Below are 23,369 nucleotides of genomic sequence, written 5' to 3'. Positions count from 1 at the left end.
TAATTTCAGTAAGGCCTATGTTCGACTCAATCCGCAGCCCGGGACAACCGCTACCCTGTTGAGTGACAGAGGACAGAAACGACCCAGCCATTCCCCAACTTGCCCGTTCGCATTTCCTTGCCCGATCACGTGTTGCTGAAAATAAAAACAAAGAGCCTGATAACCGTTAACAAGAATCTGTCCTGTTAAGTCTGGAGGAATGAACAATGCTTACCGTCCCTCGCTACCTGAGTGCTTTCACGTTGATGTTTTGCTCCAGTTTTCTGTATGCGGCTGACGACAGCTCGTGCAAACAAGTCAAAATGGGCGTTGCCAACTGGACGGATGTGATGGCCACCAGCGCTGTGGCCAAAGAACTGCTGGGGGAGTTGGGCTATGACGTCAAACAGACCTTCGCCTCTGAAAACATTATCCTGACGGGCCTCAAGGATAAAAAACTCGACGTGTTCCTCGGCTACTGGGACCCGCTGATGAATGCCCAAATCCAGTCCCTGAAAGATAAAAACCAGATCACCATCTCCGCTGCACCGAACCTGACCAACGCCAATGCCACGTTGGCGGTGCCGCAGTACCTGTTCGACCAGGGGCTTAAAACCTTTGACGATATCGCCCGCTTCAAAGAGGCCTTGAACGGCAAGATCTACGGCATCGAAGCCGGCTCTGCGACCAACCAACAACTGCAAGCCTTGATCGATCAGGACCAATTCGGTTTGAAAGGCTTTCGCATCGTCGAATCCAGCGAGGCCGGGATGCTCGCCGAGCTGCAACGGGCGGTGAACCGCAAGACCCCAATTGTGTTCTTTGGCTGGGCGCCGCACCCGATGAACGTGAACTTCGACATCCAGTACCTGACCGGCAGCAATGACACCCTGGGTCCACAGGAAGGCGCGGCGAAGGTGTGGACCGTGACTACGCCGGATTTCGGCCCACGCTGCCCCAACGTCCAGCACCTGCTCGATCAACTGACTTTCACCACCGCCACCGAAAGCAAAATGATGGTGTCCATCCTGGCTGGGCAAAAACCTCAAGACATGGCCCGCGAATGGCTGAAAAACCATCCAGAGGACCATCAACGCTGGACCGAAGGCGTCACCACGTTCGCTGGCGAACCCTACAAACTGGGCATGAACCCGTAATCCTTCTCTCAAACAACCGGCGCGGCTCACTGTGGCCGCAGATCGGCGCAAAAAACTTAAATAAAGCCACTTTATCGGGCCGCGAAAGCCACCTGAATTTAGCCGGCGCGTTATTCATTTTTTCTGCCGCAATGAACCTTATTGTTTGAGGAGATGGCTATGAGTTCGGTTGCCGACTATCGCGTTTACCCACTGATCAGCTCGCTGCTGACGGTTGAGTGTTTGGAGGGCCTGATTCAGGTCAAATGGGCTGATCTGCGCGTCAGTCCTTTTCATCACCTCTGGCTACGGGACAACTGTCCGTGTCCGGAATGTGTCTATGGTGTCACCCGCGAGCAGGTGTTCGAAATCGCCGATGTGCCGGAAAACATACAGCCGAAGACCACCGAAATCGATCGTGAAGGCCTGCTGCTGATCCAGTGGGAAGACGGTCATCGCAGCCGCTTTGAGCCCGGCTGGTTGCGTGCTCATGCCTATGACGATGCGTCTCGGCAGGAACAGCTTGAGCGCCGTCCGAAGAAACACTACTGGACGCGCGACCTCGACCTTCCGGTGTTCGATTTCCAGGCTGTGATGAATGAGCCTGAGGCGCTGCTCAAGTGGCTGTTGGCACTGCGAGACATCGGTCTCACTCAGGTTCGCGGCGTGCCCACCGACCCCGAATCACTGTTGCGGGTGGCCAAGCGAATTTCGTTTATTCGTGAAAGCAACTTCGGAGTATTGTTCAACGTCAAGCCCAAAGCGGATGCCGACAGCAATGCCTACACCCCTTTCAACTTGCCCTTGCACACCGACCTGCCCACCCGCGAACTGCAACCTGGGCTGCAATTCCTGCACTGCCTGATTAACGAGACCACCGGCGGCGACAGTCTGTTTGTCGATGGTTTCGCCTTGGCCCAGGCACTGCGCGAGGAAGACCCAGCAGCGTTCCGGCTCCTCTGTGAAATCCCCGTCGAATTCCGCAACAAGGACCGCAACAGCGATTACCGCTGCCTCGCACCAATCATTGCCGTGGATGTGCTGGGCGAGGTATCCGATATCAGAATGGCCAACTTCCTGCGCGGCCCTTTCATAACTGCACCGGACCAGATGTCCTCTCTGTATCACGCCTATCGACGCTTTATCGAAATGAGCCGCGAAACCCGCTTCCAGTTTCGCCAGCGTTTGAATCAGGGAGAGATGTGGTGCTTCGACAACCGTCGCAGCCTGCACGCCCGCGATGCATTCGACCCGGCGTCAGGAGTGCGACATTTCCAGGGTTGCTACGTAGACAGAGACGAACTGTTATCGCGAATTCTGGTATTGGAGCGTCAAGTAAATCATTAAAATTTTCGAAGATCAGGTCCGCTGATTCTGGCTCAATCCCGCAAGAAGCATCCACGGAGCATCAAAGATTACGATTCGTGACCGGTTCAGATGTTCGTAAACGGTGGAATGCTGAAAATCTGGAACAACTCAAAAGCGGGTAAGGATTCCGGTTTACCGATCCAGTGGCATGCCGATACCCGCTTTCTCTGCTCCCGTACCGAGTTCTTTTACTCAACTCCAAAGACCGTTGGTTTGGCCCTCGGCGAACTCACGTTGCCAGTCAGCCAGTGGCTGATCCGCATACTCGTAGTTGAACTGTTCATGAAGCCACGCAGCCATTGTGTCGCAGTGGTTCATGTGATTTTTGAGCCATTCCAGACGCGGCATGAATGATCCCTTTCAAATGTGAGTGACAGCAAGGTAGCTTGGAACTCCGCATGGTGGAAAACCGTTTCGCGGATTTTTCACCGTACTTTGGGTATCGCGTGGCGTGGCGCGGCCAGAAGGTCCACGGCGCCGTTCCATGAACGAGACTCTCTTCTAAACTGGACTTTAAGGGCCGACCCGCAGTAAGCAGAATGAACCGGGCGCCAAAGGAGGTCACGATGGCGCTGTTCGTTGTGAGGCACCAGCACGCAGCCGAGCGCTGCCCTGCTCAGGACCCCTCTATGGGGGCCATGCTCTTGAATCACCTGAGCCGTCCAAACGTCAGGCAGTACGGGGTGGAAATCCGGGGCGAGGCCGTCGTACAGGGTGAGCACACCTTGTACCTCATAGTGGAAGCCGAAGATGAGGACCGCCTGCGCGCGTTCATGCAGCCGTTCCAAACGGTCGGCAGCCTGGACATCTACCCCGCCTCGACCTGCGCCCGCGTAGTCGCCAGCGGCGGCTGCGCCGCGGCGATGCCTGTGAGCGAGTTCGTGACGGCGCTGGACCCCGAAGAGGCTTGCCAGCAGGCTATCGAGGCCGGCCTGGTGGTCCATCGCGCGCATCCGCTCAACTGCGAGACCTCGATCTCGGCGCTGGTCGAAGCTGTGGTCATGCCAAATGCGCACTTCTACGTTCGTAATCACTTCCAGATTCCCCAACTCGACCCGGCTACCTTCCGGCTCACGGTTGGCGGCCTCGTAGAACGCCCCCTGAGCCTCAGTTTGCGGGATCTCCACAACATGCGGTCGCAGACGCTCATCGCCACCCTCGAGTGCGCCGGCAATGGTCGCACGCTGTTCCAGCCATCCATCGAGGGCGAGAAATGGAACCTGGGGGCCGTCAGCACAGCCGAGTGGACAGGCGTGCCGCTGGCGGAAGTTCTGGGCCGGGCCGGTGTGCGGACGGGCGCGCGTGAGGTGCTGTTCCGGGGCGCGGACGGCGGAACCGCTGGGGGCCACTCAGGACCGATTCGTTTCGAACGCAGTCTCCAGCTTGATCACGCACGCGACGCCGACCTCCTGCTGGCCTATGCGATGAACGGCGAACCTCTGCCCGTTCAGCACGGCTATCCATTGCGCCTGGTCGTGCCGGACTGGTATGCCGTGGCGTCGGTCAAATGGCTGACCGAAATCGAGGCCATCGACCGGCCGTTCGCCGGGCATTTTCAAGCCGACAAGTATTGGTATGAATGGGAACGCAACGGCCAGGTCATCCGCGAACCGGTTACGTTGCAGCGGGTGCGAGCCTTGATCACCGAGCCGGCGCCTGACCAGGAGGTCCAGTGCGGAGAACTGGCTATCCGCGGTGTGGCATGGTCCGGTGCCGCTCCGATTGCGCGCGTAGAGGTAAGCGTGGGCGGCGGTAACTGGCAGGAGGCTCGCCTCGTAGGCGAGCGCAAGCGCCACAGTTGGCAGTGGTGGGAGCTGATCACCCGCGTCCAGGAGTCGGGTGTTGTCACCCTAAGCGCCTGCGCCACCGACCTTGCCGGCCGTACTCAACCTGAGTGCCCCGAATGGAACCGCCTGGGCTATGGCAACAACGCTATCCATCGAGTGCAGGTACGGATAGGTTGAAGCATTCCGTTCAGGTTCGGGCGGTGCGCGGCGAGCGGTTCCGCGGCCCCTTGGTTTGAGTGAGGCACCAGGATGGACATGTCGGTGGCATGCCTGGACGTGCACTACAGCGACTCGGGGGCAGTGGTGGGGTGTCTTCTTGCTTCAAGTTGGAGCTCGGAGTTGCCGATGCAAGAGTTCACGGTCGCGGTGGAGTCGGTTGCGGCCTACGTGCCGGGCGAGTTTTTTCGTCGCGAGCTTCCGTGCTTGCTGGCTGCGCTGGAGAAGCTGGCGGACCCACCTGGCGTAATTGTCGTTGACGGTTACGTATGGGTTGGAGATGAGACAGAGCCTGGCTTGGGTGCCCATCTGTACCGGGCGCTGAAAGAGAAAGTTCCAGTCGTAGGTGTCGCGAAAACGCGGTTCGCACGATCTAGAGCAGCCCAAGAAGTGCTAAGAGGCGAAAGCCAAAAGCCACTCTATGTCTCTGCAGTAGGCATCGGGTTGGGTGAAGCGGCTCAGCGCATCAAGGAGATGCATGGGCACCATCGTGTCCCAACGCTATTGCGTCGGGTCGATCGGCTATGCCGTAGCGCGGCTGCTACCTGACAACAATGCGTATATGGACGCCCATTGGCAAAGCGTTCGGGCTGGCCGACGGCAGCCTTCAGGGCACTGGCGGTCAGCAGGCCGATGCCACTGACTTCATCCAGCTTGTGCACGATCTCGTCGTCGGCATGCCACCTCTTGAGTTGCTGTTCGCACTCGCTCATGCATTGCTCATAGAGGTTGATCTCCGCCAGAACGATATGCAGCTGGCCGCTCAAGCGCGCCACTTCCGGAAGATCGACCAGCTCGTGCGCCGCACGGATAAAAGCAGCAGTCGCGGCAGGCGCGTCGATGCCAGCCTCGCGCAAGATGCCGCGCAGCACGCCTCACGACTCAGCCGCTTGCGCTGACTCACCTGACCGACATGGACACTCTCGGCAACCTGGTAAACGGACTTGGCCAAATCAACTGCAATACGCTTCATGGCGACTCTCCCAGCGATCTTCGCGAACTGTTCGGTTCGCAGAAGTGTGGTGCAAGGAGAGTCCATTACAGCATTCAAGTCGTTCGCTTCGCTCACTCGGGACGGGCTAAAGCCCGCCCCTTAACCTAAACGTTAGGCGCCAAGAAGCCGTTTCCCTTACCCTCTCGGCCGGAGTCTCTTGAATTCGGTGGCGTGCTACACCGGCCCCTGAAATCTCGCTGATACTACCTATCCGCTCTATAGTAAATTTGTGGCAAGGGACCGATGCTACGAGGAAGCTGAAATTGAGCGCCTTTCATTTCCCGCCGCGAGGCGCTCGATAAGTACCCACTGTCTAGGCTGGAGGAGGCAAAAGCCATGCCAAAGTTTATAGATGCCCATCCCATGAAGCCGCTCACGGCGGACGAACTGAACAAGTTGCAGAACGCGCCCCCTGACGAGTTTGGGGTCACGCACTACGACATCCTCTTCAGCGAGAAGGACAACAAGATTTTTTGCGTACTGGACGCCCCGAACGCAGAAGCGATCCATAAGCATCATGCAAAAGCCGGCATCGAGTGCGACTGGGTCTACGAAGTGAAGTCCACGCGCGGGTGACGGAGGTCCTTGGCCGGCATCCGCGTAGGTAGCTCCGGAATCCGAAGCAAGGCCCCCCGGGGATAGGTTCCCGTTCTGGCTCAGGGGAGGCTGGAGAGGCCTCCCCAGCTTGACTGTCGCCCCACAGCGTCAGGGCATGGGGGAAATAGTATTTTGCGTGCCATGTTTTTTGCGGCGGGAAAGCACAAAGACAAGGCGTGCGAGTGCGGCGCAGACAATGTCTACATACAGGCACAAGATGCAGGCACCCTCGGCACAGCGTCAGTAACGCTCATAGGCTTACCGTTGGCGCCTAACAACTCGTTCGCTGCGCTCTATGGCACTGCGTACCGCAGCCCCTCAACTTAAACGTAAGCGAGCGTCTGCAATGGGTCGTTACCAGTCCGTCGTGACAGGCAGCTTTCGGCCAAAAGCTGACGGTGGACGGAGCGATCAGTAAATGAGCAGCTATGCTTGGATGGTTGTCGGAGCTGATCGGGCTTTCCGTCCATGGTGCATAACTCCCTTCAGTGGTCACCCGACCATCTCGATGCCCGAACTAGTGGCCTGTACGGTTAATTCATTAATCTATTTTTTATCGCCCCCAGCTTTGCCTTATGCACCGAACTGATGATGGTCTCAGCGGTTTTGTTCCACTTGAATGGTTTCGCTGAGTGCTCGTTGTGCACTTCAATAAACTGGCGGATGGTTGCCTTCAAATCGGTGACGCTGGTAAACGCCCCTCGATACAGGGCTCGTCTTTCCAGTTGAGCGAACCAGCCTTCCACGGCGTTCAACCATGAGGCGCTGGTCGGCGTGAAGTGCAGCTTGAAGCGGGGATGCTTCTCCAACCACTGCTTGATCGCGACGGTCTTGTGGGTCGAACTGTTGTCCAGGATCACATGCAGATCCAGTTCGGCGGGCGTACTGCGATCAATCTGTTGCAGGAAGGCCAGAAACTCCTTGGCCCGGTGACGCTGGGTAATCCGCCCGATGACCTTGCCCGTCAAGATGTCAAAAGCAGCGTACAGACTTGCCGTCCCGTGGCGTTTGTAATCGTGGGTTCGACGCTCGATTTGGCCCGGACGCAGTGGCAACATCGGTTGAGTACGATCCAGTGCCTGGATCTGGGTTTTCTCGTCAACCGAGAGCACCAAGGCGTTATCCGGCGGGTTCAGGTAAAGCCCGACCACATCGACCACCTTGTCGGCAAAAAGGGGATCGTTGCTGATCTTGAACGTCTTCAGGCGATGCGGCTTGAGGTCGGAGGCGGCCCAGACCTGCCGAACTTGCCACGTGGTGACCTGCGCGTACTTGGCCATCAGGCGCACACTCCAATGCGTCGCCTCACGAGGTACGCGCTGGGTGGTCAGCGTCAGAATTTCCTTCATCTTTTGGGCGCTGAGCTTATGCGGCTGGCCGCTGCGAGGCAGGTCGGTCAACCCTTCAATCCCGGCCTCCAGGTAGCGCTTGCGCCATTTGAAAACCGTCGGCGGCGTTACCTGCATCTGTTCGCTGATCGTTTTGGGTGTCAAACCATCGGCCAGGAGCAGCAGGATTCGCGCGCGTTGTGCGAGGTTCTGCTTCAAGGTGCCCATCCGTAGCCAGCCCTGCAAAGTGGCGAGATCGGAGGAGGTTAGAGCAAAGGGAGAAGTGGGACGGGCCATGCGCATAATCAATCCATGACGTTGGGCCCGCAGTATATCTCCACTGTTCATTTAGATAAATTAATTATCCGCACGGAACACTAGTCCCCAATCTGCCAAGTCAAAAGGTGGTGAAGATTTATCATGACTCAGCATTTTGACAAGCTAAAAACGCGGACCTGACCCACGATCTGGTCCGCCCTTTCCATTGCACCGGCCTTAGAAACTGATGACACTTTTTAGCCCGAACACTACTACGTCGGTGTCATTTGAGATTCCTCCCGGCGATTTCACATATTGAACGTTGGGGCGTACGGTAATGGCGGGGGTGATCGCAATTCCGTAATACAGCTCCGCTGGATATTCGGTGTGCGGTATGGGTTGATTCCTTGCGCCGGCTGGGAGCATGCTGTTCGCTTGGCGCACACGCTTGGCAGAGTTACTGTTGACCTCAAGACCGCCAACAGCCAAACCGATTTCATCGTTGGGACGGGCTTCGAAAGGTGCGCTCAAAAATAATCCGACTTGCCATGATCTCTCGACATACGATACATCGCGGTCAGACTGGATGAAGTTGGCGAACAGAGAAAGGCTTTGTGCCGAATTTACAGGGTTCTGAAACACCTGTTGCTGTGCCATCAGATAAAAGCCCGCCGCGTCTTGATTCAGATCAGCCGCTGCGCCTGTTAGGCCTATAGGCTGGCCGTTCCGGTCTCGATAAATATCGTCAAAATTGCCAGTGTTATGCCAGACACCAAGCCGGTATGCACCTGGCAATCCCTGCAGAGTCGGCTTCCACCCTGCCTCCAGTACCGCCATGTAGCCGGTGGTCCCGGACGGGCTTCCGAAGTTGAGGCCCTGGGCGTTTTCAGTGAACCGAGGATTGACCTGATACAGTGATGTCTGCAGGTAAACCTCGTCGGTAACGTTCGCCGTGAATACGCCACCCCATTGACTGACAGGCCAAGTGTACCAGTTTGGCGTGATATACCCAGGAACCGTGCCACAAAACGTAAGGTTCTGAAACTTGCAGGAGAATGGGAAAATATCCCCGCTCATAGGTAGACGCCCCATCTTCAGCGTGGCGCTCCCATCGAAAAGACTTTGCTGGTAGTAGAGTTGGGCCAGGCGCGTGACGCTGCCATAACCGTAAATTTCCTGCTGATTGAGTAATGTATTTAATCGTGCCTCGGTATTGAGATTTTCGCCGTTACGGTTGGTGAGGGTCATGTGCAGCTGCGCGCCCTGCCATCCGAGCAATTTTTGCAGATCCAAATTGCTATCGAGCATAAGTTGATCGGCATAGGTGCCTGTGTGTCGATCCCCACCTTGAGTGTTGTAGGCAAGTTCGTTTACATATGTGAACAGAAAGTCGACGCCTTGATCATGCAGTTCGGTACGCTTGCCTCCCCAGTCACCCAGCAGGAAATTATTGGGGGAATAATCCTCCGCATGTGCGTCAGCGAAGCTATTTAGCGTCAGCAGTGCAGCTAGTGTTATGTTTTTTTTCATGTGTATTAAGCCCGTTATTGTTGTTTTTCGGATAGCCGAGCCCATCGGCGCCTTGTGGAGGCCCAATTAATTGAACGGCTAGTTTGCGGGGGGTTAACAGTGAAGCGGGGGCCGTTACCCGCCGCGCAGATCAGCTGTATTAATCATGTGACTCTCTTTTATTATTGTGTTTGGCGCACGATTCGTCGCTACAGCCCGGCGTAGCGGGCCGCACCGATACTATCGCTGTGTTACTGCAATTCCCCGGGCATTAGCGAGTCCGGGATGTTCTGATAGCTGACAGGACGCACAAAACGGCGGATGGCCATCGTGCCAACAGATGTCGCACCGAAATTGGTCGAGGCAGGATATGGCCCGCCATGAACCATCGCGTCACAAACTTCGACACCGGTTGGGAAGCCATTGACAAGGACCCGCCCGGCCTTGCGTTCGAGAATGGGTAGGAGACTACGCGCGTCCTGCATATCAGCTTCGTCCATATGGATCGTGCAGGTGAGCTGCCCCTGAAATGAACGCGCCACTTGAAACAACTCGGCCTTGTCCGCCACTGTCACGATCAGACCAAGCGGACCGAAAACCTCCTCGCCCAAAGAGGAGTCGGCTAACCACTCCTTGCCCGTCGTGACAAAGAGATTGGGCGTTGCGTTGCGAAGCTCACAGGTCGAGGTCAATACTTCCCGTACCCCCGTGATACCCGCTATCCGGTCACGCCCCGCGCGATACGCGGCAGCCATCCCGTTGGTCAACATCACCTGCGGTCCAACTCGCTCGAGCGCCTGAGCAGCGACGTCGATGAATTCATCCGCCTCTGGACCTTTAATCAAAATGGTCACTCCGGGATTGGTGCAAAATTGGCCCGCCCCCATCGTGAGTGACGCGGCCCACCCCTTGGCGATCTCCGTACCGCGCGTAGACAGTGCTTGCGGCAAGAGGAACATCGGATTCACCGACCCAAGCTCGCCGAAAAAAGGGATTGGCTCAGGACGCGCAACGCAAAGGTCGAACAATGCTCTCCCACCTACGAGTGAACCGGTGAAACCCACGGCCTTAATTAGTGGATGCTGAACAAGACTCTGCCCAACTTCCCGAGTGCCGCCGTGCACCAGACTGAACACACCGGGATGAACACCACATTTCACAATGGCAGCCCGGATCGCCTCTGCAATTATCTCACTCGTCCCAGGATGAGCCTCATGGCCTTTGACCACCACCGGACAGCCTGCGGCAAGCGCAGACGCTGTGTCGCCTCCCGCTGTTGAAAAAGCGAGCGGGAAGTTTGATGCGCCGAAGACCGCGACAGGTCCGATCGGACGTTGCATAAGTCGAATGTCGGGACGTGGCAACGGCTGACGATCTGGTAACGTCTCGTCGTATCGGCGGTCAAGATAGTCTCCAGCGAGAATATGTGAAGCGAAGAGCCGGAGCTGTCCCACAGTACGTCCACGTTCCCCCTGAAGCCGGGCCTCGGGCAGACCGGTTTCTCGGCTGCCGATTGCCGTGATGATCTCGGATCGGGCCTCAATTTCATCGGCGATTGCATTCAGAAACCTCGCTCGTACTTCTCGGGCTGAATAACCATAACTCCAAAAAGCTTCCTCGGCGGCCTCACAGGCGCGGTTCACAAGGTCGACGCTGCCGATCGAAAAACTATGCGCCGGGCCCTCGATCGGATCATTGGAAAAAGTTTTTTCCGTGGCGACCCACTCACCAGCGATAAGGTGTTTGCCGTGCGGTGTGAAAGACATTGCAGTCTCCTGTAGTTCAGTTGGATGGGGTTAGCCGAAGTAACGGACCCGGAAAGCATCGATGGCCACGGCGATAAAGATCATCACACCACCAATCATGCCGACATAGAACGAAGGTACATTCACGATGGCCAGGCCAACCTGGATAACTGTCAGCAACAACACGCCGCCCAGCACACCCTTCACATTACCGCGCCCACCGAAGACACTAACGCCGCCAATGATTGGCGCGGCAATCGCATAGAGCAGATAGCTTGAGCCCTGATTCGACGTGATCGCCATCTGCCAAGAGGCCAGCAGAAAGCCTGCCAACGCCGCAAGGAAACCTGAAATTGTGTAGGTAATGATCTTGACTCGCTCGACCCGAATCCCAGCAGAATTCGACGCAACCGGATTACCGCCCACGGCATAGATTGACCGGCCCAGTACCGTGCGCTTGAGCACGACACCGATCACCACCAACGCCAGCAGAAAAACCACCGGCATCAGAGGCCAGTCACCAATAGTCGCTTGACCGATCCACACATAACCATCCGGTAGGTTTGTGAGGGTCTTACCCTGCGTCAACGCGAGAAGTGCACCCTGCAAAATGATCATCATCGCTAACGTTTCGATCAGCGAAACCATTTTCAATCGAGTGATGCAAAGCCCGTTGAAAAAACCAATAAGTGTTCCCACCAACAGGCCAATCGATACCGCAACGAACCATGGCAGCCCCAGATCGGAATATGCGAGTGCTCCAACGGCTGCCGAAAAGCCCGCATTTGCCGGAATCGACAGGTCAATTTCGGCAACCAACAGGGGCAGTGCCACAGCCAATCCCAGTGTTCCCAAGACCGTTGCCTGCACCATGACGTTCTGCAGATTGATCAGGGTAAGGAAGAACTCATTGAACGCACCGAATATTGCCACCAGTGCGATTAACCAGATCCAGACGACATTGTGTAAAACCCAGCCCAGTGCGGCTTGGCCGTTTATCTTGATCGTGGCTGGCGCCAGCCCACTTCCGGCCCTAGTTGCATTGCCCATTTTCGTCTCTCCCGTCTTGTTATTATCCAGCTGCTTCATCCCTGCACCGATGCGCGCAGGCGCTCGACGGTGATGTCCTTTCCCGTCAATGTTTCTTTTATGCTGCCATGATCGAAAATGCAGACCCTGTCGACCGCTCGGACCAATTCGTCTGTATCGGTGGAAACAATGATCACTGCGACGCCGGCGGCGCTCAGCTCATCGATAATCCGGAGCACATCCTGTTTTACTCCCATATCAATGCCTCGCGTCGGTTCATCCACCATCAGCAGACGAGGCTTGGTCGCGAGCACGCGCCCCAGGCAAACTTTTTGCTGGTTGCCGCCACTGAGCGTATCTACTGCATAGTCCGCGCTGAGCGCTTTCACGCCCATCGCTGCAAAGTAACGAGTGATCACCGAAGCTTCGGCCTTGCTGTCGATAAAGCCATGTTTGGTCCGTGATGCCAGAGAGGACAGCGCAATATTGGTACCGATAGACATCTGCCCGACAGCGCCGTCGCGACGTCGATCGTCAGAGAGATAAGCAATGCCGATATCGAAGGCTGCGCGCGGTGTTTTCGGTAAAGCGCGTGCGGACTCGCCATTGATGGAGAGGGTGCCAACCGCAGGATGCAAACCAAAAATGGCGCGAGCGGTTTCCTTTGCACCAGCACCTGGCAGACCGGTGAATCCCACTACTTCACCCGGTCCGATGTCGAGATACTCCAACGCCAGGTACTTTCCATGCACCCCGCGCAATGACACAGCTGGCGGCTTGCCTGTATGGTCGCGTCGTTGGCGCTGGAAAAGCTCCACCTCACGCCCAATGACCAATTCCGTCAATTGTTCCGAGGACATGGAGCCGACATTATCCGAGCCGCCCGCCAGGCTCCCATCACGCAGCACTGTCACTGCGTCACAGATCTCCAAGATCTCGTCGTTATAATGCGAAATGAAGATGAAGGTCACACCTTCCGCTTTCAGGCGCAGCATAAAGTCAAACAACTCACGCCGGTCATTAACCGTCAACGCAGCAGTTGGCTCATCAAGGATGATGACTTTGCCGCCGGAGAACATCGCTCGCAGAATGTTCAACTTGCGTCGTGCGACTGCGTCCAGACGCCCGGCAACCGCGCTAGCATCGATTCCCGTTCCTTCGAGCATCCGGGCTGCATCAGAGCGTAAAGTCTTCCAATCGACGAAACCGTTCCTGGTTGGCCAGATCCCGAGCATCAAGTTCTCCGCCGCAGTCAGGTTGCCGATGATCATCGGCTCTTGCGTAACGAGAAATACCCCGGCCTCCTCCATCGCTCTGACGTCAACATGTTCAAGCGGACGGCCATCCATGAGTATCCGTCCAGAGGTCGGCTTGACCTGTCCGGAGATGATGCCCACCAGTGTTGATTTTCCGGCCCCGTTCTCCCCAAGCAGTCCGTGAATGGAACCACGCCGAATCTCAGTCGTGACACCACGCAGTGCGTGCACGGGTCCATAGCTTTTGGTGACGTTCTCGATTCTCAGAATCGTGTCGTCCGCCGCCGTCTTGTCATGCTTTTTGTGTAAGGACATTCTGTTTCACCCACCACCACCCTGTCGGATAAATGCCGGAGCAGAGGTTCCCTCTCCGGCGACAATCGAGGTCTGCTAGACAATCAGGTATAAGGGATGCCCCACTGTTGCTCGGCAACCGCTCCCCAGTGACGTGGGTCCTGTGCATTCTCAGCATTGATCACGAAGGCCGGGATGATGAGCGTCGGACCGGTCTTACCCTGGACAATTTCACCCGACTCCCAGAAGTATTTCTGATTCTGGTAGGCACCCAACGGTACTGCCTGGCCGTTGAGGGAATGCTTGACGATCATTTCAACGGCAATCTCTCCGTATGCTATAGGGTCCTGAGATACGCAGGCATCCATGTAGCCATCCTGAATCCATTTCAAAGCAATTGGCTCACCGTCGATATTGACGAAGATGATATGTCCGTCCTCACCCACTTTCTTCCAGTGGCCTTTTTGCTGAAGCGCCGTAACGATGCCCCGCGACGGCGAATCCGACGGCGCATGAACCGCGTCGAGATCAGGATATTCCGACAGTGTGGACAGGGTGACTGAAAGCATCTTTTCAAGTTGCCCTTCGGTAGGACGGGCCAGGTACTTGATTTCCGGATACTTGGCGAATACCGAATCCATTCCCTCTTTGCGCAAGCGCCAGGCCACAGAAGCCAGAGCGCCATAACAGTTCAGAACCGTTCCTTTCGGGCTGCCATATTTCTTTACTAGCCGATTTACTATTTCCTCTGCCGCCAGCACGCCGCCATAAAAGTTGTCGAAACTGACGGTAATCGCCACATCTCCGCCATCAGCGGGTGTATCGATGATTCCCACTGGAATATTCTTCCGGTTGTAGCGTCGGATTGCGGAAACGATTGCCTGACTGTCGATTGGGTCCGAAATAATTGCCGAAGGACCGGACAACAACAAGCTTTGCCATTGTTCAAGCTGGCGAGTGTTATCGAAATTAGCGTTGGTTGCTTGAAACTCACCTCCGCGCGCCTGAACAGCACGCTTGACCGCCTCTTCCTGAATGACGAAGAAGTAGTAGTCCAGACTTTTGTTTGCGTAAGGAATCGCAAGACGGTTTTGCGCAAATGCATTGCGCCCCATCATCGAACCCACTCCCAACCCCAGTCCGAGCACCATACCGCCGGCCAACAGACTGCGACGGGTCACTCCAGATAGCGTTGTTTTTTTCATGGAATGATCTCCAACTTATTATTGTAGGTTTAATTACTATCTTTTTCTTTCACTCAGGCACGGCCTAGCTCCGAACCACGTAAAGGAAGGCCGTGAGACTTCAACTGACACACAAACTTTTTAATATCGGTTCGACGTAATACTATCGGGACTATCGAACACCAAAACTATAACTATGGATAACGCCTATTACTGTACTACCGCATGCTAACGCGGGAGGATCCATCGAAGCATCCAACTACCATACCTGCAGCTTCCCGAGTAAACAGGCCATTCTCGACCACTCCTGGAATTCGATTAAGCTCGATTTCCAATGGCGCAGGATTCTTGATTACCGCGCCACAATGGCAATCCAGAATAAAGTTTCCGCTATCCGTTACAACTGGCTGGCCATCGCGCATGCGGCGCACGATCGAAAACTCGGTAATATCATGTTCACCCAGTACACGCTCAACCATGCGTTGAGTCTGTTTCCAGGCAAATTGCACCACTTCGACCGGAAGAGGGAATTGCCCCAGGCAATCAACAATTTTGGTCTCATCGCAGATACAGATCATCTGTTTCGAAGCATGCGCAATAATTTTCTCCCACAGAAGACAAGCCCCGCCGCCCTTGATCATGTTGAACTGGCGATCGATTTCGTCCGGACCATCGACGGTCAGATCTAGCTCACCAATATCGTTCGGGTCGGTGATCTCGATGCCTACTTCGCGCGCCACATCGATCGTCGAACGAGAGGTCGTGGTGCACGTCAGCTTTAACCCTTCTGCTACGTGCTTGCCGAGTTCGCGAACAAAGAAATGCGAGGTCGTGCCTGAGCCCAAACCCAACTTCATGCCGTCACGCACGAATTCCTGGATCACTCGGCGCGCGGCGACCTTCTTGGCTTCATTCTGCTGGTTGCTCATCTGCTTCTCCTGTTGCGCGGTTTCCACCGCGCGTTCTTGGGTGGGTCAAATCTTGTCGGTTCGCCATGAGTCGAGCGCGGTCAACTGGTCAGGGAACTGACTGCCGCTAGCAATTGCAATAGCGGCTACTAACATGTTGGTGACCAAGTGGTGGTTGAGCCTCGAGGCCAAAGGCGTCATGAGTTCTGTATGCTCATAAGGCTTTACTGCGATCACCACGTCAGAGGCTAGTGCCAGAGGACTGTCATCGGCAGCGATGGAAATCACCTTCGCCCCACCCTTGCGCGCTGCCGTTGCAACTTCAACCATTTGCCGGGTATGGCCTGACTGCGAATAAATCAGCGCCACTTCACTCGCACGAGCACTTTCTGCATGCATCTCTTGACGCTTGCCTCCCAGAAGCGCCTGACATCGCAAGCCCAGACGTTGAAACTTATGCTCGGCATCCAATGCATTGACCTCGGAAACCCCCGTTGCATAAATCCCTATCCAACTCGCGGCCTGCAAATAACGGGCACCTTCAGCAACCCGATCAGGAGCCAGATCTTCGGCCAACCTTTGGATCGCGTTCAATGAATTGCGGCAAGTCTTCCTGACAACATTGTCGATGCTGTCATCGGGAATGATCTGTTCATAGGCGAAAGGCGCCGCTGGCACGAGGCTTTGCACAAGATGCAGTTTCAGATCCTGATAACTTTCAAAGCCAAAACGACGACAGAATCGCATGACCGTCGGATCACTCACCGAGCATGTTTCCGACAGCCGAGCCATGCTCATTCGCAGTACCTTGGAAGGCGAAGTCATAACAAAATTGGCAACACGCCGCTCTGCCCGATGTATGTTTTTGCTTTCCAGAGCAATCCTTTGTAGCAAATTGACGGTCATAATCCCTTCTTGGCTATTATCGGGCTGCATGGGAGATAGGTCCGTGTTGTAACAGATCGGCTAAACGGCTCAAGCGCTGTTTCTGTGGAACTTCAACGTTAGAACCTCCACCCCAGGGAACCACGAAAAATGGAACGCCCGCCGCTTCAGCAGCCATCTGGTCTACGCAGGTATCGCCGACATAGGCCCAGTCACCGGCGACCAGGTCCATCGCCTCAGCCACTGCCAGCAAGTGTCCCGGATCGGGTTTACATGCCGGAACCGCATCCGCCCCCAGCGCAATATCGATCAGTGATGACAAACCAAGTTGCTCCAACACCTTGCTTGTGACTGCATGGTTTTTGTTGGTACAGATACCTAAGCGAATACCGGCCGCATGCAACGCTTCAAGATCTTCACGGACATAGGGAAAGAATCGCGTCCGTCCCGCGGGGTCATCCAGATAAGCGCGCAAGTAGCCGTCAAAAGCACGTTGGACTGCCATCTCGTCGTGCGCAATTGCGAGGTCGTCCAGAATGTCCAGGATCAATCGCATTGGCCCGTTGCCGATGAATTTCTCGACATGGGCAGGGTCAAGCTCAGGCCAGTCGTTCAACGCGAAGCCAACATTCAGGGCTTTCGCGATATCAGGCGCACTGTCGATCAGCGTCCCATCGAGATCGAAAATAAGCGCGGAATAGGCGGACATGAAACAGACTCCTGAATAATTACTAATCGAAAATTGGTGCGCCAAGCTCGACAAAAGTTTCTCTAAGCGCTGGGTAAAGGGTTCGGTAGATGCGATGTGCCCGAGCATAAACCTCGGTTTTAGAAGGATCAGGTTGTTCGCGGGTAATACCACGGCAACTTCCCACCGCGACTGCAGGATCGGACCAAACACCCATGGCTAGTCCTGCAACCAGCGCTGCGCCGAACGCAGCCCCCTCAGCCGCGCCTTCAGTGGTGAGCACAGTGCAGCCGAAGATATCCGCCTGAAGCTGTCGCCAAAGTTGCGAACGCGCACCGCCGCCAGAGGCCTTCACGACTCGCCCATCGATACCCAGTGGCTTCATCAATACGTGCATATCCGCCAGGGCATGTACCACCCCTTCCATCAAAGCTCGCGCCATATCGCCACGATTGTGGCAAGCGGTCAGTCCGATAAACGCCCCGCGCGCAGCAGGATCTGGATGTGGGCAGCGTTCGCCGTTCAGATATGGCAGGAACAGCAGACCGTGTGCTCCTGCCTGGCTGGCGGCCGCAGCAGAAACGATATGATCGAACGAAGGAATGACACCGTCCACGCCTACACAGAATGTGTCGCGAAACCAGTTCATTGCACCGCCGGCGTTCAGCGAAACGCCCATGCAGTGCCACTTATCAGCCGCAACGTTACAGAAAATCTGTAATCGACCATCCGGGTTGTCTTGGGGTGCATCCAGAGCCGCAGCAAGAATACCCGCGGTGCCAATGGTTGTCTGCAACTCGCCCGGCTTGATCACACCGGAACCGATCGTTTGTATAACAGAATCGCCACCACCCCCAACTACGGGTGTGCCCACGGGTATACCGAACAAGTCAGCCCCCGCAGCACAGACTCGGCCAGAGATCATCTGTGACTCGAAGACCGGCGGCAGCAACTCAGGATCAATCCCCACTTTCTCGATGAGCCCTGTCGCCCAATGACGTGATCGCACATTGAAAAGTCCGGTACCCGAGGCATCCGATACCTCAGTGGCAACCTCGCCCGTCATACGCAGACGCAGGTAATCTTTAGGGTTGAGAATAGTGGTCATGCGCGCGAACAGCTCAGGCTCATGATGTTGCATCCACAGAATTTTGCCACCTGTGTAGCCGACCAGCATCCGGTTGTTGGTTGCCGCCAGCAATCCCTTGAGTCCACCTGCGGCTTCAGTGATCTGCTCACACTCTGCCCCGTTGCGCTGGTCGTTCCACAGGATCGCCGGACGGAGCACCCGATGCGACGCATCGAGTGGAACCAGTCCGTGCATCTGTCCGGAAAGCCCAACGCAAAGCAACTCCACCCCAGGCGCTTTGGCCAGTGCTCCCGCAATGGCTCGACGTGCCCCCTCGATCCAGAGCTCGGGGTCTTGTTCAGTCCAACCGGGACGAGGTTGAGATAGCGGATACGTCGCAGTATCGGTGGCAATCACCCCACCCTGGACACTGAGCAGCAATGCCTTGCAGCCTGAGGTGCCAATATCAATTCCAAGTAAAGCCTGCATGGCTCAACCCCTGACGCCGTGATGCAGACGGACGTGCTTGAAGTTGAAATACTCCAGCAATCCCTCGCGACCGTGCTCGTAACCCACACCACTTTGTTTGCGCCCGCCATAGGGTGCATTCATGATCCCTGCGTCTACGTTATTGATTGCGACATTGCCATAGTCGAGCCGCGCCGACAGGGTATGGATATCGGTCAGATCTCGCGCATACACATAAGCCGCGAGGCCATAGGGCGAATCGTTCGCAAGGTGTATCGCCTCGCCAAGGTCATCGAAGGGCGCGATGCCTACCAGTGGACCAAAAGTCTCTTCGGTCATTACCAGCATCTCGTGCGTGCAATTAGCTACAACGGTCGGACGGAAGAAATGCCCCTTGGCATACTCTTCCCCCTCGGGTGCCTTGCCTCCCGCGACGAGTTGTGCGCCCTTGGCCAGAGCATCTTCAAGATGGGCCCGCGTTTTGGCTAGCGGTTCTGCAGAAGCCATCGCCCCCAGATCGGCTGCGGGATTATCTAGGCCGTTATGCACGGTCAGCGCGTCGGCGGCCGCCCCGATCTTGCTCACGAACACGTCATAAACCGAACGATGAACATAGATGCGGTTGATCGCAATGCAGATCTGTCCGCAGTTACGGAAGCTGCGGCGCACCGCACCCTTGACCGCAGCATCCACGTCGGCACTGGCGGTCACCACCATTGGACAGTTGCCACCCAGCTCAAGCGTTAGGCGCTTGACCTGCGGGCAGCTTTGCTGGATGTGCAGGCCGACCGCACTGGAGCCGGTGAAGGCAATTTTATTGACCTCAGGATGTTCGACCAGCGCTTGGCCAACTTGCGAGCCCTTGCCTGTCAGGACGTTGACAACACCGGCCGGGATACCAGCTTCAGCGCATTTTTGGGCAATCGCCAGCGCAGTGTAGGGCGTGATTTCAGCTGGCTTGATAACAATGGTGCAACCTGAAGCCAGGCTGGCGCACAATTTCCAGCCGACCAGCTCAGCCGGGTAGTTCCAGGGCGTAATAGCTCCCACCACACCGATCGGCTCACGTACCACGAGGCTTTGAAAGCCAGGCTGATCGTTCGGTACGATCTCGCCGTGTACGCGTGTCGCTTCTTCAGCATAGAAGTGACAAGCCTCGGCCAGTTTTAGGATCTCGCCCTTCGCCTCGTTTACTGGCTTGCCTTGTTCGGCCGTCATGATTTGCGCCATGTTCAACGCATCGGCGGCGATCAGGTCGCCCAGACGATGCAAGGCATTTGCGCGGGTCTTTGGCTGCTCGCTGGCCCAGGACCGGAACGCGCCACGCGCAGCAGAAACAGCCTCTTCTATCTCTCCGGCCGTCGCTGCCGCGATATGACCTATTAGCTCCCCAGTAGCCGGGTTCTGTACCGGCAGCCGCGCACCTGCGCCTTTGCGGAACTCTCCATTAATAAACAAAGCGCCTTCCAGCGCGGTAATCGACTCGAAGAGAAAATTATTTTTGTACATGAGATCTCCGTCGCCTTCCTCTGCGGTTGAACCAGTGGTTTAGCTAAAAAATATAGTATTACTAGGTTTTTGCAAGGGTAATCTCAATACCATTTCGGCATGAACACCATGCCACTCCATCAAAAAAACTATAATGCGAATAAAATTACCCTTAAATATCAATGATATAAGCAACAAACCTTTCAAAATCGACCTTGAAAAGCATTTTCTTCAGGCTGGACGTCTTGACCGTGCTCAAAATCAGAACGTAGCATTACTAGATATCAACAAGAGGAGAAACACCCCATGCTGCCTACTTCACTCATCAACGCTAAGCTCATTGGCCGGGTCTGGCGCCCCGGTAAAGGCCCTTCCGTTGTCATCCTGCGCGATGAGGTATTGATCGACGTAACAGACTCAGTCGTCTCGATGGCTGACTTTCTGGACGATAATCCGGCGCAACGCTTCGAGACGCTAACAGGCGAATCTATCGGCAAACTTGACGAGCTGATTCTTGAGCCGGCCAATATGGGGTATCACTCAGACCGCCCTTGCCTGCTGGCTCCGTGCGACTTCCAGGCACTAAAAGCCTGCGGTGTGACGTTCGCCAAAAGCATGGTCGAGCGCGTTATCGATGAGCGCACCTCCGGTGATCCAGGTCGTGCCGATGAATTGCGCCAACGTATCGGCGCTGTGATCGGAGACACCCTCTCCAATATTCAGGCAGGCTCGAAGAAGGCGGCCGAAGTCAAGGCAGCCCTGATTGCTGAAGGTCTTTGGTCTCAGTACCTGGAAGTCGGCATCGGCCCGGACGCAGAGGTCTTCACCAAGTCCCAACCGATGTCGGCGGTTGGATACGGTGCACAGGTGGGTGTGAACCGGATCTCGGAATGGAACAATCCTGAACCTGAAGTCGTACTGGCCGTAGACAGTCAGGGCAATATCCGCGGCGCGACACTGGGCAATGATGTGAATCTTCGCGATGTGGAAGGTCGCTCGGCGTTGCTGCTGGGCAAGGCAAAAGATAACAATGCCTCGTGTTCGATTGGCCCGTTCATTCGGCTCTTCGATGAACATTTCACACTAACCGACATTGAAAACGCCGCATTGACCATGTCCGTCACAGGCACCGACGGTTTCGAAATGTCAGGTCGTTCTAACATGGCCGAGATCAGTCGCAAGCCGGCCAACCTAGTCTCGCAAACACGCAATGAATCGCACCAATACCCTGATGGCTTCATGCTGTTTCTGGGCACGATGTTCGCACCCACAAAAGATCGCGCAAAAACGGGCTCGGGTTTCACCCATAAACCAGGGGACGTTGTCGAAATCTCGACCCCTCTACTAGGCACACTGCGTAATACTGTCGTCTACTCCGACGAAGCTGCGCCCTGGACCTACGGAACCCGCACACTGATGCGCAACCTGGCAAAACGGGGGCTGCTGTGAGTGAATCGAAGATGAAATTAGTCGTCACCGATCAGGCCTTCGGCAATACCCACCATGAGCATGCCGCCGCCGAGGCTGCCGGTGCCGATTTCGCCGAGCACCAATGCCGCACGGAAGATGAAGCACTGGAAGCCGTCCGGGGGGCAAAGGCAGTCCTGAACAACTTCGCACCAATGACCCACCGCGTGATGGAGGTAATGGCCCCTGGCGCTGTGATTGTGCGATACGGCGTCGGGGTCGATAACGTCGACCTCGATGCAGCCAGGAATCTGGGCGTGCGTGTATGCAACGTGCCGGATTACGGGGTTGAAGAGGTAGCCGATCACGCCACCGCAATGACACTGGTATTGGCGCGCAAACTAGGCCGCTATGATGCTGGCATCCGTGGCGGCGAGTGGAAAATCGGCCAGATGGTTGATGGCCTGCGGTCGTTGAGTGAAACCACCGTGGGCCTAATTGGCCTCGGACGGATTGCGCGGGCCTATGCCACGCGAATGAAAGTCTTCGGTTGCCGCGTCATCGGTTTCGACCCGTACGTCACTGACGACCAGGCCCGCGCAGCAGGAATCGAGCCCATGTCACGCGATGACATCATCGCTTCTGCCAATGTGTTGTCACTGCATGTGCCGCTGACACCCGAAACTCGCCACCTGATTGATGCCCAAGCCATGGCGCGCATGCCTGAAGGAGCAATCCTCATCAACTGTTCACGCGGCGGGCTCATCGATGAGACAGCACTGACCGAGGCCCTGACCAGAAACCATCTAGCGGGTGCAGGACTCGATGTTTTCGAAAAAGAGCCCCTTCCAATGGATTCGCCTTTGCGTTCGGCCCCCCACGTAATCATGTCACCGCATGCAGCGTTCTTCTCGGATGCGTCAGTCAACATGCTGCAACGACTGGCTGCTGAAGAGGCGCTACGGGGACTGCGTGGCGAAACTCTGCGTTGCCCACTGACCTGAGAGGTGAAAGATGGACTATCGCGAAAAACAATCCTTGTCCGGCAAACTCGCACTGGTGACCGGCGCGGGCCAGGGTATCGGGGCAGCAATCGCTGAAGGACTGGCTGCAACCGGTGCCGAAGTGATCTGCACCGATATCCAGCACGAACGGGCCGAAGCAACCGCACAAGCGCTCAACAGCAAGGGCTACAAGGCTCGGGCGGAAACCCTGGACGTTACCGACAGCGTTGCGATCAACAGCCTGGCGGCAAAGCTGCCGGCCCTGGACGTACTCGTCTGCAACGCCGGGATCGTGACCAACACTCCCGCCGAAGAAATGACCGACGACGAATGGGACAGGGTTATCACGGTCAACCTGACCGGCGTGTTCCGTACCTGCCGGGGCTTCGGTCGGCGGATGCTTGAGGCTGGGCGCGGCTCGATCATCAACATCGGCTCGATGTCAGCACAGATCGTCAATGTGCCGCAGCCCCAGTGCCACTACAACGCATCGAAGGCAGGTGTGCACCATCTGACCAAGTCACTCGCCGTGGAATGGGCAACACGGGGGGTACGCGTCAATGCGGTAGCCCCAACCTATATAGAGACACCACTGCTACATGGACTGGAAAGCCAACCGGGGCTGATTTCGCGATGGCTGGAGATGACGCCCGCCGGGCGAATGGGACAACCGCACGAAGTGGCGAGCGTAGTTCAGTTTCTGGCGTCGGATGCATCCAGCCTACTGACGGGTTCAATCATCACGGCCGATGCAGGCTATACCTGCATATGA

At 56.2% G+C, this 23,369-nt stretch carries 20 protein-coding genes and 1 pseudogene; 9 read left to right on the top strand and 12 right to left on the bottom strand.

Annotated features, from left to right (window positions below; translation table 11 throughout):
• The first annotated feature begins 206 nt into the window (after positions 1 to 206).
• The 5 genes from choX (at position 207) to AC3I0A_RS09600 (ending at position 5,035) form a co-directional block, all read left to right on the top strand.
• The gene (choX, locus tag AC3I0A_RS09620; protein WP_489377470.1) at positions 207 to 1,136 is read left to right on the top strand and encodes a choline ABC transporter substrate-binding protein; all 930 of its coding nucleotides are present in this window, start codon (positions 207 to 209) and stop codon (positions 1,134 to 1,136) included.
• 153 nt (positions 1,137 to 1,289) lie between these two features.
• Positions 1,290 to 2,462: a gamma-butyrobetaine dioxygenase gene (locus tag AC3I0A_RS09615; RefSeq protein ID WP_489377469.1), complete on the top strand. Its 1,173-nt coding sequence runs from the start codon at positions 1,290 to 1,292 to the stop codon at positions 2,460 to 2,462.
• 90 nt (positions 2,463 to 2,552) lie between these two features.
• Positions 2,553 to 2,837: a hypothetical protein gene (locus tag AC3I0A_RS09610; protein ID WP_489378627.1), complete on the top strand. Its 285-nt coding sequence runs from the start codon at positions 2,553 to 2,555 to the stop codon at positions 2,835 to 2,837.
• A 212-nt stretch (positions 2,838 to 3,049) separates the two neighbouring features.
• Positions 3,050 to 4,447 (top strand): molybdopterin-dependent oxidoreductase, encoded by a 1,398-nt coding sequence (locus tag AC3I0A_RS09605; RefSeq protein WP_489377468.1) that lies wholly within the window; start codon positions 3,050 to 3,052, stop codon positions 4,445 to 4,447.
• Between the two features lie 72 nt (positions 4,448 to 4,519).
• Positions 4,520 to 5,035, top strand: a complete 516-nt coding sequence (locus AC3I0A_RS09600; protein ID WP_489377467.1) for an endonuclease V — start codon at positions 4,520 to 4,522, stop codon at positions 5,033 to 5,035.
• 17 nt (positions 5,036 to 5,052) lie between these two features.
• Here the strand turns inward: AC3I0A_RS09600 and AC3I0A_RS09595 are convergent.
• Positions 5,053 to 5,358: pseudogene (locus AC3I0A_RS09595) on the bottom strand (IS110 family transposase); the annotation flags it as partial.
• A gap of 458 nt (positions 5,359 to 5,816) precedes the next feature.
• Here AC3I0A_RS09595 and AC3I0A_RS09590 point away from each other — a divergent pair.
• A complete protein-coding gene (locus tag AC3I0A_RS09590) occupies positions 5,817 to 6,056 on the top strand; it encodes a nickel-binding protein (protein ID WP_489377466.1) in 240 nt (79 codons plus the stop codon).
• 554 nt (positions 6,057 to 6,610) lie between these two features.
• Here the strand turns inward: AC3I0A_RS09590 and AC3I0A_RS09585 are convergent.
• The 11 genes from AC3I0A_RS09585 to AC3I0A_RS09535 all read right to left on the bottom strand — a co-directional run bounded on the left by AC3I0A_RS09585 (position 6,611) and on the right by AC3I0A_RS09535 (position 20,207).
• A complete protein-coding gene (locus AC3I0A_RS09585) occupies positions 6,611 to 7,702 on the bottom strand; it encodes an IS630 family transposase (protein WP_489372455.1) in 1,092 nt (363 codons plus the stop codon).
• Positions 7,703 to 7,900: 198 nt separating this feature from the next.
• Positions 7,901 to 9,193 carry a carbohydrate porin gene (locus AC3I0A_RS09580; RefSeq protein ID WP_489377464.1) on the bottom strand — a complete coding sequence of 431 codons (1,293 nt, stop codon included), beginning with the start codon at positions 9,191 to 9,193 and terminating at the stop codon, positions 7,901 to 7,903.
• 230 nt (positions 9,194 to 9,423) lie between these two features.
• On the bottom strand, positions 9,424 to 10,938 hold the full coding sequence (locus AC3I0A_RS09575) for an aldehyde dehydrogenase (NADP(+)) (RefSeq protein ID WP_489377463.1): 1,515 nt from the start codon (positions 10,936 to 10,938) through the stop codon (positions 9,424 to 9,426).
• A 30-nt stretch (positions 10,939 to 10,968) separates the two neighbouring features.
• Positions 10,969 to 12,006 (bottom strand): ABC transporter permease, encoded by a 1,038-nt coding sequence (locus AC3I0A_RS09570; protein ID WP_489377462.1) that lies wholly within the window; start codon positions 12,004 to 12,006, stop codon positions 10,969 to 10,971.
• Positions 12,003 to 13,517, bottom strand: a complete 1,515-nt coding sequence (locus tag AC3I0A_RS09565; protein WP_489377461.1) for a sugar ABC transporter ATP-binding protein — start codon at positions 13,515 to 13,517, stop codon at positions 12,003 to 12,005. Before AC3I0A_RS09565 ends, AC3I0A_RS09570 begins: the two co-directional genes overlap by 4 nt.
• Positions 13,518 to 13,600: 83 nt before the next feature.
• Positions 13,601 to 14,701, bottom strand: a complete 1,101-nt coding sequence (locus AC3I0A_RS09560; RefSeq protein WP_489377460.1) for a sugar ABC transporter substrate-binding protein — start codon at positions 14,699 to 14,701, stop codon at positions 13,601 to 13,603.
• Positions 14,702 to 14,898: 197 nt separating this feature from the next.
• On the bottom strand, positions 14,899 to 15,609 hold the full coding sequence (gene rpiA / locus AC3I0A_RS09555; protein WP_489377459.1) for a ribose 5-phosphate isomerase A: 711 nt from the start codon (positions 15,607 to 15,609) through the stop codon (positions 14,899 to 14,901).
• 45 nt (positions 15,610 to 15,654) lie between these two features.
• A complete protein-coding gene (locus AC3I0A_RS09550) occupies positions 15,655 to 16,524 on the bottom strand; it encodes a MurR/RpiR family transcriptional regulator (RefSeq protein ID WP_489377458.1) in 870 nt (289 codons plus the stop codon).
• Positions 16,511 to 17,182, bottom strand: a complete 672-nt coding sequence (locus tag AC3I0A_RS09545) for an HAD family hydrolase (protein WP_489377457.1) — start codon at positions 17,180 to 17,182, stop codon at positions 16,511 to 16,513. The genes AC3I0A_RS09550 and AC3I0A_RS09545 overlap by 14 nt, the downstream gene beginning before the upstream one ends.
• Positions 17,183 to 17,204: 22 nt before the next feature.
• Positions 17,205 to 18,719: a xylulokinase gene (gene xylB, locus AC3I0A_RS09540; protein WP_489377456.1), complete on the bottom strand. Its 1,515-nt coding sequence runs from the start codon at positions 18,717 to 18,719 to the stop codon at positions 17,205 to 17,207.
• Positions 18,720 to 18,722: 3 nt separating this feature from the next.
• Positions 18,723 to 20,207 carry an aldehyde dehydrogenase family protein gene (locus tag AC3I0A_RS09535; protein ID WP_489377455.1) on the bottom strand — a complete coding sequence of 495 codons (1,485 nt, stop codon included), beginning with the start codon at positions 20,205 to 20,207 and terminating at the stop codon, positions 18,723 to 18,725.
• A gap of 285 nt (positions 20,208 to 20,492) precedes the next feature.
• On the opposite strand from AC3I0A_RS09535, the gene AC3I0A_RS09530 reads away from it, so the two are divergent.
• Genes AC3I0A_RS09530 through AC3I0A_RS09520 form a run of 3 tightly spaced genes read left to right on the top strand, consistent with a single transcriptional unit; the run spans position 20,493 to position 23,369 of the window.
• Complete coding sequence (locus tag AC3I0A_RS09530) at positions 20,493 to 21,635, top strand: fumarylacetoacetate hydrolase family protein (RefSeq protein WP_489377454.1); 1,143 nt, start codon at positions 20,493 to 20,495, stop codon at positions 21,633 to 21,635.
• Positions 21,636 to 21,646: 11 nt separating this feature from the next.
• Complete coding sequence (locus tag AC3I0A_RS09525; protein ID WP_489377453.1) at positions 21,647 to 22,597, top strand: C-terminal binding protein; 951 nt, start codon at positions 21,647 to 21,649, stop codon at positions 22,595 to 22,597.
• A gap of 10 nt (positions 22,598 to 22,607) precedes the next feature.
• Positions 22,608 to 23,369 carry an SDR family NAD(P)-dependent oxidoreductase gene (locus AC3I0A_RS09520; protein ID WP_489377451.1) on the top strand — a complete coding sequence of 254 codons (762 nt, stop codon included), beginning with the start codon at positions 22,608 to 22,610 and terminating at the stop codon, positions 23,367 to 23,369.

The sequence above is a fragment of the Pseudomonas sp. KH_024_B2 genome (assembly GCF_057839965.1).
This window is presented reverse-complemented; position numbering and strand designations above follow the sequence as displayed.

Bases quoted from the DNA above. Each gene is read 5' to 3' on its own strand.
- choX (WP_489377470.1), top strand. From the start codon at position 207: ATGCTTACCGTCCCTCGCTACCTGAGTGCTTTCACGTTGATGTTTTGC.
- AC3I0A_RS09615 (WP_489377469.1), top strand. From the start codon at position 1,290: ATGGCTATGAGTTCGGTTGCCGACTATCGCGTTTACCCACTGATCAGC.
- AC3I0A_RS09610 (WP_489378627.1), top strand. From the start codon at position 2,553: ATGTTCGTAAACGGTGGAATGCTGAAAATCTGGAACAACTCAAAAGCG.
- AC3I0A_RS09605 (WP_489377468.1), top strand. From the start codon at position 3,050: ATGGCGCTGTTCGTTGTGAGGCACCAGCACGCAGCCGAGCGCTGCCCT.
- AC3I0A_RS09600 (WP_489377467.1), top strand. From the start codon at position 4,520: ATGGACATGTCGGTGGCATGCCTGGACGTGCACTACAGCGACTCGGGG.
- AC3I0A_RS09590 (WP_489377466.1), top strand. From the start codon at position 5,817: ATGCCAAAGTTTATAGATGCCCATCCCATGAAGCCGCTCACGGCGGAC.
- AC3I0A_RS09585 (WP_489372455.1), bottom strand. From the start codon at position 7,702: ATGGCCCGTCCCACTTCTCCCTTTGCTCTAACCTCCTCCGATCTCGCC.
- AC3I0A_RS09580 (WP_489377464.1), bottom strand. From the start codon at position 9,193: ATGAAAAAAAACATAACACTAGCTGCACTGCTGACGCTAAATAGCTTC.
- AC3I0A_RS09575 (WP_489377463.1), bottom strand. From the start codon at position 10,938: ATGTCTTTCACACCGCACGGCAAACACCTTATCGCTGGTGAGTGGGTC.
- AC3I0A_RS09570 (WP_489377462.1), bottom strand. From the start codon at position 12,006: ATGAAGCAGCTGGATAATAACAAGACGGGAGAGACGAAAATGGGCAAT.
- AC3I0A_RS09565 (WP_489377461.1), bottom strand. From the start codon at position 13,517: ATGTCCTTACACAAAAAGCATGACAAGACGGCGGCGGACGACACGATT.
- AC3I0A_RS09560 (WP_489377460.1), bottom strand. From the start codon at position 14,701: ATGAAAAAAACAACGCTATCTGGAGTGACCCGTCGCAGTCTGTTGGCC.
- rpiA (WP_489377459.1), bottom strand. From the start codon at position 15,609: ATGAGCAACCAGCAGAATGAAGCCAAGAAGGTCGCCGCGCGCCGAGTG.
- AC3I0A_RS09550 (WP_489377458.1), bottom strand. From the start codon at position 16,524: ATGCAGCCCGATAATAGCCAAGAAGGGATTATGACCGTCAATTTGCTA.
- AC3I0A_RS09545 (WP_489377457.1), bottom strand. From the start codon at position 17,182: ATGTCCGCCTATTCCGCGCTTATTTTCGATCTCGATGGGACGCTGATC.
- xylB (WP_489377456.1), bottom strand. From the start codon at position 18,719: ATGCAGGCTTTACTTGGAATTGATATTGGCACCTCAGGCTGCAAGGCA.
- AC3I0A_RS09535 (WP_489377455.1), bottom strand. From the start codon at position 20,207: ATGTACAAAAATAATTTTCTCTTCGAGTCGATTACCGCGCTGGAAGGC.
- AC3I0A_RS09530 (WP_489377454.1), top strand. From the start codon at position 20,493: ATGCTGCCTACTTCACTCATCAACGCTAAGCTCATTGGCCGGGTCTGG.
- AC3I0A_RS09525 (WP_489377453.1), top strand. From the start codon at position 21,647: ATGAAATTAGTCGTCACCGATCAGGCCTTCGGCAATACCCACCATGAG.
- AC3I0A_RS09520 (WP_489377451.1), top strand. From the start codon at position 22,608: ATGGACTATCGCGAAAAACAATCCTTGTCCGGCAAACTCGCACTGGTG.